The organism is Pirellulales bacterium, from assembly GCA_035533075.1.
Taxonomy (GTDB): domain Bacteria; phylum Planctomycetota; class Planctomycetia; order Pirellulales; family JAICIG01; genus DASSFG01.
This window is the reverse complement of the sequence record DATLUO010000088.1, coordinates 21,497-33,796: the sequence shown is the minus strand read 5'-3', so window position 1 is coordinate 33,796 and position 12,300 is coordinate 21,497. Positions and strand designations below refer to the sequence as shown.

Annotated in this window: 10 protein-coding genes; 6 read left to right on the top strand and 4 right to left on the bottom strand. The window is 60.8% G+C overall.

From position 1 onward, the window contains the following. Positions 1-14: 14 nt before the first annotated feature. The gene (locus tag VNH11_11815; GenBank protein ID HVA47044.1) at positions 15-1,001 is read right to left on the bottom strand and encodes a polysaccharide biosynthesis/export family protein; all 987 of its coding nucleotides are present in this window, start codon (positions 999-1,001) and stop codon (positions 15-17) included. A 443-nt stretch (positions 1,002-1,444) separates the two neighbouring features. On the opposite strand from VNH11_11815, the gene VNH11_11810 reads away from it, so the two are divergent. After that, on the top strand, positions 1,445-1,822 hold the full coding sequence (locus VNH11_11810) for a transposase (GenBank protein HVA47043.1): 378 nt from the start codon (positions 1,445-1,447) through the stop codon (positions 1,820-1,822). A gap of 15 nt (positions 1,823-1,837) precedes the next feature. Here the strand turns inward: VNH11_11810 and VNH11_11805 are convergent, their stop codons facing one another. Continuing rightward, entirely contained in the window at positions 1,838-2,566 is a 729-nt protein-coding gene (locus VNH11_11805; protein HVA47042.1) for a HAMP domain-containing sensor histidine kinase, read from the bottom strand. A gap of 29 nt (positions 2,567-2,595) precedes the next feature. Next, positions 2,596-3,180, bottom strand: a complete 585-nt coding sequence (locus VNH11_11800; GenBank protein HVA47041.1) for a response regulator — start codon at positions 3,178-3,180, stop codon at positions 2,596-2,598. A gap of 809 nt (positions 3,181-3,989) precedes the next feature. Between VNH11_11800 and VNH11_11795 the strand changes: the two genes are divergently transcribed. The 5 genes from VNH11_11795 to VNH11_11775 all read left to right on the top strand — a co-directional run bounded on the left by VNH11_11795 (position 3,990) and on the right by VNH11_11775 (position 11,810). Beyond that, complete coding sequence (locus VNH11_11795) at positions 3,990-4,295, top strand: antitoxin family protein (GenBank protein HVA47040.1); 306 nt, start codon at positions 3,990-3,992, stop codon at positions 4,293-4,295. A gap of 167 nt (positions 4,296-4,462) precedes the next feature. Next, a complete protein-coding gene (locus VNH11_11790) occupies positions 4,463-5,323 on the top strand; it encodes a serine/threonine-protein kinase (protein ID HVA47039.1) in 861 nt (286 codons plus the stop codon). A gap of 96 nt (positions 5,324-5,419) precedes the next feature. Beyond that, positions 5,420-6,628 (top strand): DUF6361 family protein, encoded by a 1,209-nt coding sequence (locus VNH11_11785; protein HVA47038.1) that lies wholly within the window; start codon positions 5,420-5,422, stop codon positions 6,626-6,628. 3 nt (positions 6,629-6,631) lie between these two features. Continuing rightward, positions 6,632-8,548 carry a phospholipase D family protein gene (locus VNH11_11780; protein ID HVA47037.1) on the top strand — a complete coding sequence of 639 codons (1,917 nt, stop codon included), beginning with the start codon at positions 6,632-6,634 and terminating at the stop codon, positions 8,546-8,548. A gap of 16 nt (positions 8,549-8,564) precedes the next feature. Further along, a complete protein-coding gene (locus VNH11_11775) occupies positions 8,565-11,810 on the top strand; it encodes a DEAD/DEAH box helicase (GenBank protein ID HVA47036.1) in 3,246 nt (1,081 codons plus the stop codon). 46 nt (positions 11,811-11,856) lie between these two features. Here VNH11_11775 and VNH11_11770 read toward each other — a convergent pair whose 3' ends face one another. Then, complete coding sequence (locus VNH11_11770) at positions 11,857-12,027, bottom strand: hypothetical protein (GenBank protein ID HVA47035.1); 171 nt, start codon at positions 12,025-12,027, stop codon at positions 11,857-11,859. Positions 12,028-12,300 lie beyond the last annotated feature (273 nt).

Genomic DNA, 12,300 nt, shown 5'->3' with positions numbered 1-12,300 from the left:
TCGGTGGCCCCGCCCTACGGACGGACCACCGCCGATGTTCGCGACAAGACGGGCGGTGCGTCCTCGTCCATGCCCGTTGCGTCGTCGATCGGCGGGGCCTTCGGCATCTCGTTGGGAACATACGGCGATTCGGGCAGCGATTCGTCGGTCGCTGGCAGGGGGATCGCGCCGCCAATGACGCGCGGCGGCGTGATGGTGGGTAGAGCGGGCAGCAAGGCCGAACTGCTCGGGCAGGGGCATTGCACGCCCTGGCAGATCGGGCAGGACCGCTTGTTGAATAGCGCTTCACCAAAGGTCCGCGTGGCCACATACACACGGTCGCCCGGCATGATTTGATAGTTGGTGGTGGTGTCGCCCAATTGCACGATGTGGCGGTAGCAAACCGGCAGCACCGTGCGGCAGCCACTGGGCTCGGTGGGCCGGCTCAGAATGATGTTGCACGGCGAGGCCTTGTCGCTCAAACCGCCGGCCGCCAGAAGCGCGTCGAGCACCGTCTCGCGACCGATCAACGGGAACGAGCCGGGCGAGTTCACCTCGCCCAGCACGTAGTAGACCGCGCTCTGGGGATTCACCAGTCGCACGTTGACGCCTGGGGCGGCGCCTGGCTCCACGCCCCGCACCGCGGCGGCGACGTCGGCTTCGACTTGCTCGATGGTTTTGCCGGCCACAATGATGCGGCCGAAACGACCCAGGTCGATGGTGCCGTCGGCCAGAATCGTCTGGTCGGCCGGAAAGCGGACCGGTGAGTCGAGCGCCGTCGGGTCAACGACGAGCACATCACCGGGCTGGAGGACGTAGTCCGGCAGAAGGGTCTTTTCCAGTTCGCGCGGCACCGGCAGTTGGCGGGGTACGCTTCGCCGCACGAGTTTCGTCGACTTCAGCAGGTAGTCGCCGGTGGGAAATAGGGTGAAGGTGCCGCCGGACGACGAGCAGCCGGCCAGCAGCGAGACGGCCAAGACCAGGGCACTTGTTGGGGCAACTTGGTGACGCGCCGTATTCATGGCCGGGCCTCCCTAGCAAGGAATCTAGTATTTTCCGAATAAAACGCGGTTTCAATGCCACCGTCCTACGCCGTACCTTGCGCACTATCGGCAGAATCGCTACCACCCACAAATCAGAACCGGCCGAATGCGGCCGCGAAGCGAAATTCGGGTTCCGGAGGTAACGGTTGCGCCGACTTTGCGGGCAGGAACGACTTTGGCCGTACAGCGAGCGGAATGACGGCTGAACTACCAGCGAGTGTTGCCGGGACAAAAAGAGGCTATCTCAAAACTCCCGCGGTGGGGCGGCCTTTCCAGGCGGTCTTGAACAAACGGCAGCCCAATGGGGGATAGCTGTGTGCGGCAAACGGCAGTCAGATTGCCTATCGGAACACGAATGACCTTCAGAGGTCCGCTTGGTATGCCAGTTGCTTGCCAGAGAAAGAGGGCGTATGGAGGGAAAAATGATTACCGAGCGGAGATTCGATAGTAATCACGAGTCCGAGTGGCGGGTTTCCGACGAGGCATGGCAGCGGGTCTACCCGATTCTGTTGGAGGACAGCCCGTTGCGAAAAGGTCCGGGCCGCAAGCCGGCCGATTGGCGACAAGTGCTCAACGGCATCGTTTACCGCCTGCGGACCGGCTGCCACTGGAACAAACTGCCCAAAGAGTTCGGCGACGACAGCACTATCCACCGCTGGTATCAGCGATGGAGCAAGAACGGCGTGTTGTCGCGGGTGCTGTCGGAATTGCGGGGCGAATGGCAAGATGCCCCTGAGCTTGAGCCACGCATGACGGCCGCGCCGGAGCTTGACACAGAAGCGCACGTTGGCAGTCGCTGACGTGCCTGTAATGCTCTAATGCTCTGAAGCAGTGACGGTGGCTGGGAGTACCATCATAAACATCGCACCTCCCGTCGGCCGATTCTCAGCGGAGATCCAGCCCCGGTGATTGCGGACGATGCGCCATGCTTTGGCCAGCCCCATGCCCAAGCGTCGCCCGGCCGGGCGTCCGCAATAGAAGGGATCGAAAAGATGTTCCTGGGCATCGGCCGCGATGCCGCCCCCGTCGTCGGCGACCGTGATGGCGATGCGATCTTCACCTGGAATGTTGGCAGCAGGCAGACGCTCGACGCTCACACTCACGCATCCGCCGCGATCGACGGCATCCAACGCGTTCTGGCAAAGCGCTTGCACGGCCACGGCCAACTGGTTCGCGTCGGCCGATAGGGTGAACGGTTGCGAGCACGTCTGCAGCTCTAGGCGGACCTGCTTTTCACGGGCCTTGCCGGCAAGTTCCGCCACAACGTTCTCCGCGACCGTCGCCATGTCGCAATCAGCAAGCCGCGGGGCAGGCGGCCGGGCAAAAAGCATCATGTCGGCGATCATCTCATACACGCGCATGGCCTGCGCTTGGATGACCGCCAGTTCGCGTCGCCGCTGCGGATCCGTCTCGCCGTCGAGCAGCAATTGTGCCCGGCCGGCGATGACGGCGATCGGGTTGTTGATCTCGTGGCCCGCCCCGGCCGCAAATTCAGCCATCGCTTCCAGCTTGGCAGCCGTCAGGCGCTCGTCGAATTCGCTCATGGCGATTACGGGCCGATGAAGCCATCCGCCTAGCGGACCGTCGTGGCGGTTTCCATTTCCAGCAGCATGCACATGCGGTCGATCAGGGCTTCCACCTCGAACGGCTTGTGCAAGAAGTCGTTGGCGCCCGAAGCCCGCAGGTCGTCGATCTTGTCTTCCTCGACCATGCCCGAAATGCAGATGATCCGCACCTCGTCCATGGTGCTGTCGCTGCGGACCCGCTGGCAAACCTCTTTGCCGTTGATGTCGGGCAGCATGACGTCGAGCACGATCAGGTCGGGGCGATATTCCTTGACCATCATGCCGGCGTCGAAGCCGTTGTTGGCCGTGCGGACCTCGAAGCGGCCGTCGCGTTCCAGTACGTCGGTGATCAGCTCGACCAGTTCCTGGTCGTCATCGACGAGCAGCACCTTGCGTTTGCCGCTTTCCAGCGCGTCGGTGGGAATGCCGTTGTCGCGCATGAAGTGAAAGAGCTGTTCCCGCGGAATTCGCCGAAAACGGCTGCCCGGCACGCGGAAACCCTTGAGTTGTCCCGAATCAAAACACCGAATAATCGTTTGCTGGCTGACCTTGCAAATCTTGGCCGCCTCGCCCGTAGTGAACACAGTTTTCATAATTCGCTAAACCACCCTTCTCCTAGCCGATGGTGAGGCTAGTCTCAGCGGGACCTCCGGCCGGCCTGCCAACGCGACAGACAGCGGGAAGTTCCTATCCTCCGTGTGACGCCAAAACGCAACTTAGCCCTTAGCTCGCTGTGTCCGTAAACCGTTTACAACCCAGCGCTTCCGCATTCGGCAGTTTCCGCGATTCTTTCCAGGCTTACCGAACTTGCCCACCGCGCGGGAATTATAGCTAGCTTGGGCAACGAGTCAATACTGATATTATTCGCGCAAACCACGAAACCGTAAGGACTTGCGGGATTATCTCTCAAACCAGCCAATAAAAAGGGCTTGGGCGTGAACTGCCTGGGCCGACGTTGCGGCTTGGCGGGGCGGCACTTCGCCCGACTTTGCCCGCCAAAATCTTCGTCCAGCGCGACACAGGCGGGTCGGAGGGACAATCCATTGAATTGCCGCTCGCCTCTGGCGACGCCATGTTCGCAGACGGGGGATGGTTTACTCGGGCCGTTTTGCCCGTCATCATAGTTAGCGGTAGCCGGCGGCCGACCGAACGCGCCGCCCCCGGATTTTTTTTCGCCCGACCCCATCCGCCTTGCGCGGATTGGTGAAGGAGATGGTGAGCTAACATGGGGCCGCGGAAGCATCCCAAGGCCCCATCCAGCTCGCCTGAATCGTGAATTCCGCACCGTAGCCCCGAAGGGGCGCGATTCGATAGCCCAGGGCGCAGCGCAGCGGGACCCTGGGTGAATAGATAGGATGAACCAAAGTGGCCCCGATGGGGCGTGACTCCGAGAGGATTCGCTATGAGCAACGTCATTCACGCCATTTATGAACAAGGCGTATTTCGCCCAGTCGGTCCGGTTGACCTGCCCGAACGCACCCGCGTTGAATTCGAGCCGCGCGTCGTGCCCGATGAATCTGCCGCTCCGTCCTTCTGGAAATCGCCATCGCTTGACGAGCTGGCGGCCCAGCAGGGAGTTTCGCCGGTCTCGGAACTCGATGAGTTGAGCGACCTGTGGCCGGCCGACGATGATCCCGACGAACTGTTGGAGCACATTCAACGCGAACGCGCGGCGCGGCGCAGTCTCGTGCCGGAGAAGCCCGAGTGATGAGCGTCGTGCTGCTCGATACGAATGTCGCCAGCAAAAACCAGCCACGGATTAAACACCGATGAAACACGGATTTGTGTTCTATCCGTGTTTCATCCGTGTTCCATCCGTGGCCCCATTTTCTGTTCTTCGTGCTCTTTGTGTTCTTTGTGGTAGTGGTTGCCTGAATGAACCAGCCGCTTGCTGACTCGCCGCTTGCTTTGCCCGACGCGGACACGCCGCGCGACGACTTCGACGAAACGCTCGGCCACGCCATCGACGCCGGCCGGCTCGACGCTTCTCTGGCCGCCGATCCAAAACTCGCCGGCGCCTTCGCGGCCGATCAGAGGCTCGAATCGCTGTTCGCCCTGATGCGCGGCGAACTCCCTCTCCCGCCGGGAGAGGGTTGGGGTGAGGGCCGCGAAGACGAACCCGCCCCCACGCAACTCGGCCGCTACCAGAAACAGTCCACCCTCGGCGCCGGCGCCTTCGGCAATGTCTACCTGGCCCGCTACCCCGATCTGAACCGCGACGTAGCGATCAAAGTCTCGCGCGTCGGCACCTTCACCACGGCCGGCGCGCTCGACAAGTTCCGCACCGAGGCCCGCCACGCCGCCAGTCTTAATCATCCGCAGATCGTCACCATCCATGACGTCGGTCGCGAAAACAATCGGCTTTACATCGTCATGGAGTACGTGCCCGGCCAAACGCTGGCGGAACTTATCGACGGCGGCCCCGTCGCGCCCGGCCGCGCCGCGGAGCTACTGGAAATGGTGGCCGACGCCTTGCGCCACGCCCACAAGCTCGGCTTCGTTCATCGCGACCTGAAGCCGGCCAACATCCTGCTCGACGAACAGGGCCGGCCGCACGTGGCCGACTTCGGCCTGTTGGTGAGCGAGGAAACGCAGCGCGCTGGCGGGGCACGTCGCCGGCACGCCCGCCTTCATGAGCGCCAATCACGGGTCATGCCATGCGGCCGCGTGATCAAGGCTTCCTACGGATCCCGAGAGTGTGACAGGGGCTATACCACCGATGGACTACGGCCGTGATCTGGTATATTCTCGGTCAGTCATTCTCCGTCACCGTCGGATGGGATCGCAACCAGGGCGGACGCCGAAGCGCCATGCACAGTGAGAATAATCCAAATGCCATCTACTTTCACTTGGCTTGACTATTCGGAATCTGAGCGTCGCAAAATGCTCGACGTCATCGAGCTTTTCGGCGAACGCGCGACGAGGGACGAGCTTGGTTTGGGCGGGGTCCGTGACGCATTCGCGGATTTACTGTTTCCGGGCACCAGCACGATCCAGACGCGCGCGAAATACTTCCTGTTCGTGCCCTGGATCTACCTGACACTCGAAGAAAAGCAGGTCGCACCCGACCGCGTCGAGCATCGTGCCCGAAAGCTTGAAGTGGAGTTGATGAACGTCATCGCCTCGTCGGGTGATTCAAGCGGCTTGATTGGCAAGCGGGCCAGGGAAAACGTGCGGCGACTCGCAAGCAGCGTCTATTGGCTTGGGCTCGAAACATGGGGAATTCGCCTTTTCCCTGGCTCAGAAGACCAATACCACCGTTCGCTCAAGCTGTTCTATGCGCGCCGACAGGGCCGACCATCGCGGCAGGACTTTGGCGGAGAAACTCCACCCGATCCCGACATTTGCAACTGGCACGGCGGCATCCCCGCGGCGCCCCCAAGTTTTCCGCAAGGCATTACCTTTGACCTCTCGCAGCCCGAGGCCGAGTATCTTCGTGAACGGGTCCTGGCGAATTGCCCGCGATCCTTCCTGGCACACATCCTTCGCACGCGGATTTCGGTAGGCGAAGTCGATGCCTGCTGGGACCTTGCGCACGACGTGCCGGACGTGTTCACTGAACAGTTGACGCATGGGCGAAATTTTTCAGAGATCATGTGGGGCGCCCAACTGCTTTACAACCTGATGCTGGCCGAACTTCGACCGTGGCCGGAGCAAATCGATGAATACCGCGAGGCTCTCACCGAGTGGTGGGAACTCCTGACTCGGCGCCGTGATGACCTAAGAAACTGGGATCGCCGGCGGTTTTGGCAAATTGTTCGCGGCGCGAATCCACAAGTGAGCTTCCCTGCGCAGGCGTTCGTCAATCAGTGGATCAATGCCGTTTTGGTGACGGCCAACGTCGCAGGAATTGTCGACGGCCAGGCGACCCGCGCTCTTATCGACCGCCGTGAGTATGCGCTCAAACGCGGACAATCGCGCCTGAAAAACAGGAGAGCGCTGGAGCTGTGGAACGGCGCCGCGGGAGCCGGGCAAATGGATCTTCGCTGGAACGCCGCCAAGTCGATCGTGTCGGATATACTGCCGAGTTTGGGAAACTAGGCAATGCTTGAGCCTCATAGCCGGAAGCTACTGCTGGAAACCCTCGCTCCTCCGCCCGAGCACAGGCTCGATTGGGCAGTCGGAACGACGTATTCGCTGGACTTGATCGCTCTTTTGGCCGCTCCTGTGGCGTTCGCCTTTTCCGACTGGCAGGACCGACAGGGGAACCCAGTCCTGGAACCGCTCTCGCTCTTGAAGGCAACTCGCCAATATGCGCACCGCATTCTGCTGTTCTGCCAAGCGGGACGCATTCATGTGCCGCGCAGCTACCAGCCGCTGCTGGTGAACCTCGAGGGCTCGATCGCGGAGGCGCTTGCGCCTCGCGGCGGAAGCTTCCATCCAAAGATTTGGTTTCTGCGGTACTTGGGCCCGGATGCGACCGTGACGTACCGAATGCTTTGTTTAAGCCGCAACATGACCTTCGATCGCTCGTGGGACACGATGCTATGCATGGAAGGCCCGCTTTGCGACCGATCCAACGCATTCGCGCGCAATCATCCGCTGGGCCAGTTCGTCGAAAGCCTACCCAAAATGTCGCGGCGCAGCCTGGCCTCCGAATGGCGAAAGCGGATCGAACAACTTGCCCACGAGCTGCGGCGCGTCGATTTTAGCCTGCCAGAGCAATTCGAGGACGTTCGTTATTGGCCGATCGGTCTGGGCGAAACCGATGACTGGCCGTTCGACGACCGGATCGACAGGATGCTCGTGATCTCACCGTTCGTCGATGCCGGATTCGTCAACAGGATCGCGCCGTATTCGGCGCCGCTTGAATTAGTGTCCAGGGCCGAAACCCTCGATTGCTTGCCGTCGGCGGAGCTTGCTCGATTTGAGCGGGTTTGGGTCCTCGACGAGACCGCCCAGCCGGAGCAGGAAGACGCCGCCACCGCTCTCAATTTCCAAGGCTCCGAATCGAAAAATGCCTCCGACTCTCGGCACGGCGATGAAATGGCCGGTCCGGCGTTGCTCGGTCTGCACGCCAAGTGCTACATAGCCGACGCCGGCTGGAACAGCCGCATCTGGACCGGTTCGGCGAACGCCACGGGCGTGGCGTTCGCGAGCAATGTCGAGTTTCTGGTCGAGTTGCGCGGCAAAAAGAGCCGCTATGGCATCGCGACGATCATGGGCCGGTCCGGTGATGACGAAGACAAACACATTGCCTGCTTGCGTGACTTGCTAAGGCCGTTCGTCGAACACCCGGAAACAACAGTGCTTCCGTCCGATCAGTTGCTATTCGACCGGCAAGCGGACGAATTGGCGAAGCAGATCGCGATGCGCGCCGCCGTGGCGGATTGTGAAAAATGTGATGAGAACCATTATGCGTTGGTTGTGCGTCCCACAAAGTCGGGCCGCGTATCACCACCGACCGGCTCGACGTTGCGAGTTTGGCCGATCAGTCTCGGACCAAGCCAGAGCACGGCAATCTCCTTTGATCACGACGTATGGTGCCGCTTTGTGCCCGTTTCGTTAATCGGCCTAACTTCATTCTTCGCCTGGGAGCTTGTCTCCGCGGACGGCCAATTCTCCCACCAGTTTGTACTTTACCTTCCACTGGTGAACGCGCCTGCTGACCGTTCCGAGTGCGTCCTGCGGCATCTCTTGGTCGATCGCCAAAGCGTGCTGCGTTTTCTCCTCCTGCTTCTGATTGATCCGGATGAGGCCAACTTTGCCAGCCTGTTCGCGGCAGCCTCGGAGAACGCCGCCAACGGTGTCTTCGGCGATTCACTCGTCGCCTCGCTGCTGGAATCGCTGCTGCAAGCGCTCGACCGTCGTCCAGACCAGATCGACGAGGTGGAGCATCTCGTTCTGGATTTGGAAAAATCCCCGGAGGGGCGACGACTTTTGCCGGAAGGCTTCCATGAAGTCTGGAGGCCGATTATCGACGCGCGCCGCAAGCACCGCTCGAAAGCCTCGAAAAAGTGACCGAGGAACAACTACCATGCCGAGCAAACCAAGCGCCTCTCGCCCGACGACCGCTGCCATTCTTGCGCAGTTGAAGGACTTTCAACGCGAAACCGTCGAGCACGTATTTCGGCGACTCTATACTGACGCCGACCACGCGCGTCGTTTCCTTGTCGCTGACGAGGTTGGATTGGGGAAAACGCTCGTGGCGCGGGGCGTCATCGCCAAGGCCATCGACCACCTTTGGGACCGCACGCAGCGGATCGACGTGGTTTACGTCTGCTCGAACACAGACATTGCACGGCAAAACATCAATCGATTGAACGTCACGGGCCAGAAAGACTTCTGCCTGGCCTCGCGCATCACCCTTCTTCCGTTGACTTTGGCAAACATGCGGCTGCGTCGGCTGAATTTCGTCTCCTTCACGCCCGGCACGTCGTTTGAGTTGAGCCACGGGGCCGGTCAATCGCTGGAACGGGTCCTGATCTATTGGCTGATCGCCAACGAACATGATGTCTCACGGACCAGGGCGACCCGTTTGTTCGAGGCGAATGCCGGCACGGATTCCTTTCGCAACCAAGTGGACTGCTTTCCCACAGCACATCCGTCGCCTCACCCAAAAATTGCGAAGATGTTTTGGGAGCGATTGAGCAATACGGATTTGTTGCGCAAGTTCGACGAACTCTGCGGCGCAATGCCCCGGGCCGGAATGACCGTGCCGCCTGAGCTGCACCGTGACCGCAACCGGCTCATTGGCGAGCTACGCAGGCTTCTGGCCGAATCGTGCCTGAATTGGCTCGAGCCGGACCTGATTATTCTCGACGAGTTTCAGCGATTCAAGCATTTGCTCGAGTCCGACGTGGAAGAGCCGACCGAGGCGGCGCAGCTTGCGCACCACCTGTTCAATTATCAGCAGTCGCAAACCGATTCTTCGCTGGCCGCGCGCGTGCTACTCCTGTCGGCAACGCCGTACAAAATGTATACGCTCGCGCGGGAAAAAGACCAGGACGACCATTACGCCGATTTTGAACGCACGCTTCACTTTTTGATGCCGTCGCCATCCTCCAGGGACCACGTCGCCGGATTGATTCGGCGATATCGCGAGCATCTTTTCGACGTCGCGGTAGGCGGAAATGAGCAACTGCTCGGCGTAAAGCGCGAGCTCGAGGTGGCGTTGCGACAAGTGATGGTCCGCACGGAACGGCTGGCACTGACGCCCGACCGCAACGGCATGCTGGCCGACGTGAAGCAGATGCGGCCACAACTGATGGAAAGCGACGTCGAACAGTACCTGGTTTTGCAACGCGTGGCCCGCAGTCTCGAAAGTGATGACGTGCTCGAATACTGGAAGTCCGCGCCGTACCTACTGAACTTCATGGATGAGTACCAACTTAAGCGAACGCTGCGCGACGAATTGGCGTCGGAGCGGCAAGCATCCAAATTCGTCGACGCCATGCGCGGAGCCAAGGCCGGACTCCTTCGTCCGGAAGTCATTGAGGCGTATGGCAAACTCGATCCAGGTAACGCTCGATTGCGCGCACTGCACGACGACGTGATCGAGCGCGGCGCGTGGCGCCTGCTATGGATTCCACCGTCGCTGCCGTATTCTGAACCGAGGGGCGCTTTCGCGACGCCGACGCTACAATGCTTCACCAAGCGCCTCGTGTTTTCTTGTTGGCGGGTCGTGCCCAAGGCCATTTCGGCGATCTTGAGCTACGAGGCGGAACGCCGAATGATGCGGACGTTCTCCAAAAAGGCGAGAAACACCGCTGAGGCGCGTAAGAAGCGGCGCGCGTTGTTGAGGTTTACATTCGCCAAGGGCAGGCCGACCGGCATGCCGGTGTTGGGCCTTATTTATCCCTGCCGCTGGTTGGTTGAGCAACTCGACCCGCTGTTGCTCGCGCGGCGTTTGCGCGGGGAGCAGCTTCCCGTGCCCGTCGCCGAGTTGGTGCAAGCCGGGGCCGACAGCATTGAATCAGCGTTGCAAGAGGAATTGACGGCGGCTCGCCAGCGTCCGGGCCCCGCGGACGAATCGTGGTATTGGGCGGCTCCTTTGCTGCTGGATCTCAGGCACCACCCCGGTGAAGTGCAGCGCTGGTTTGCGCAGCCGAGATTGAGTCAATCATGGTCCGGCGAACCAACGCAGACCACTGATGACGATTCGGCCCTTGGATGGGAAACGCACGTGAAGAAGGCCCAAGAGTTTCTCGATGGTCGGTTGGAACTTGGACCGCCCCCCAGCGATCTTTGTGAGGTGACGGCGAAGAGTGGCTTTGCCGGCCTGGGCGTCGTATGTCTCCGCGCTCTGAAACGTCATATCGTTGCCGAAGAAGAGGTGGCTAGCGATGCCGTGAAGACGGCTGCCGCGGCGCTGGCCCATTCGTTCTTGCGCCTTTTCAATCTCCCGGAAGCGATGGCTGTGCTTCGCGATCGAAAGCGCGAGACGCCCTACTGGCAGTCAGTCCTGTCGTATTGCCTGGACGGCAATCTGCAGGCGGTGCTCGACGAATATGCTCACATGTTGATTGAGTCGCTGGGCCTCACCGATAAGCCGACGACGATGATCGCTGACGAGCTTTCGAAGGAGATGCAACGCTGCTTGACGCTTCGCACGGCCACCACGCAGGTAGACATACTAACGGTCAGCTCGCGGAGTGTCCGAAGCGAGCCAATCCGCTTGAGAACGCGATTCGCCATGCGGTTTGGCGACCAGGACGCCGACGACGGCAGCGAACCGACGCGCGCCGACCAGGTCCGATCGGCGTTCAACTCGCCGTTTTGGCCGTTCGTGCTGGCGACAACATCCGTTGGTCAAGAGGGCCTCGACTTTCATCCCTATTGCCACGCGGTGGTGCATTGGAACCTGCCCTCGAATCCGGTCGACCTTGAGCAAAGAGAAGGGCGCGTCCACCGTTACAAGGGCCACGCGCTGCGTAAGAACATCGCCGCCGCTCACGGGCCCGTATCGCTCAACGGATCGAAAGACATTTGGGCCGCGATGTTTGAGGCCGCGAGAATCGCGAGATCCGCTGATTTCAACGATTTGTTTCCGTTCTGGGTTACGCTCGACGGTCCCGCCAAGATCGAGAGGCACATACCGGCATTGCCTCTCAGTCGTGATATTCCCAAAGAGGATCAACTGCGCCGCTCGCTTGTCATCTATCGCATGGCCTTCGGGCAAAACCGACAGGAGGATCTCGTCCGTTTTTTGCTGGAGAAGGTAGGTGAAGAGCGTGTCCGTCAGCTTATTGAAGCATGCCGATTGTCGCTTGCGCCCACGTGAGGCCAGCGCCAAATCAGCGTGCCAATAATGCCTGTCGCGCTGGCTATCATGGCGGACGTTCACGGCTGAGTTCGATCGTGTGCGCCAGGCTCATCTTCGCTCCCGACAGTTCAGAACCGATGAGGCAATGTCCCCCAACTGCACCGGCCTCCTCGTTGATCCAAGCAAGAAAGACCGAGGCGTCCCAGCAGTAGATCGGCTTGCCATCGTTAGTCATGGCGCAACGACCTGACAAAATCGACGGCCGAGAGCTCGCCCGACGAACCGGGTGCCAGTCCGCGCAGGCTGCCAAGCAAGGGCAGCTTGTCGTCGCGGGGATGGATTTCCAACTCCCTTACATGCACGAGCTTGGGAAAGGGCTGGTCGGCGTAGTAGTAAACGGGCCGCGTCGCGGCAGTGCATAGCCCGGAACGCGCGTCATGCGAAAGCCGCGGGGCGAAGCGCTGGGGTTGTTTCCAGTTCGGCTCCTCGAATCGATGACCCCGGCATG

What these genes read in the sequence shown, in the direction of transcription:
- VNH11_11790 (HVA47039.1), top strand. Translation starts at nt 4,463, where the DNA reads ATGAACCAGCCGCTTGCTGACTCGCCGCTTGCTTTGCCCGACGCGGAC.
- VNH11_11800 (HVA47041.1), bottom strand. Translation starts at nt 3,180, where the DNA reads ATGAAAACTGTGTTCACTACGGGCGAGGCGGCCAAGATTTGCAAGGTC.
- VNH11_11815 (HVA47044.1), bottom strand. Translation starts at nt 1,001, where the DNA reads ATGAATACGGCGCGTCACCAAGTTGCCCCAACAAGTGCCCTGGTCTTG.
- VNH11_11785 (HVA47038.1), top strand. Translation starts at nt 5,420, where the DNA reads ATGCCATCTACTTTCACTTGGCTTGACTATTCGGAATCTGAGCGTCGC.
- VNH11_11770 (HVA47035.1), bottom strand. Translation starts at nt 12,027, where the DNA reads ATGACTAACGATGGCAAGCCGATCTACTGCTGGGACGCCTCGGTCTTT.
- VNH11_11810 (HVA47043.1), top strand. Translation starts at nt 1,445, where the DNA reads ATGATTACCGAGCGGAGATTCGATAGTAATCACGAGTCCGAGTGGCGG.
- VNH11_11775 (HVA47036.1), top strand. Translation starts at nt 8,565, where the DNA reads ATGCCGAGCAAACCAAGCGCCTCTCGCCCGACGACCGCTGCCATTCTT.
- VNH11_11780 (HVA47037.1), top strand. Translation starts at nt 6,632, where the DNA reads ATGCTTGAGCCTCATAGCCGGAAGCTACTGCTGGAAACCCTCGCTCCT.
- VNH11_11795 (HVA47040.1), top strand. Translation starts at nt 3,990, where the DNA reads ATGAGCAACGTCATTCACGCCATTTATGAACAAGGCGTATTTCGCCCA.
- VNH11_11805 (HVA47042.1), bottom strand. Translation starts at nt 2,566, where the DNA reads ATGAGCGAATTCGACGAGCGCCTGACGGCTGCCAAGCTGGAAGCGATG.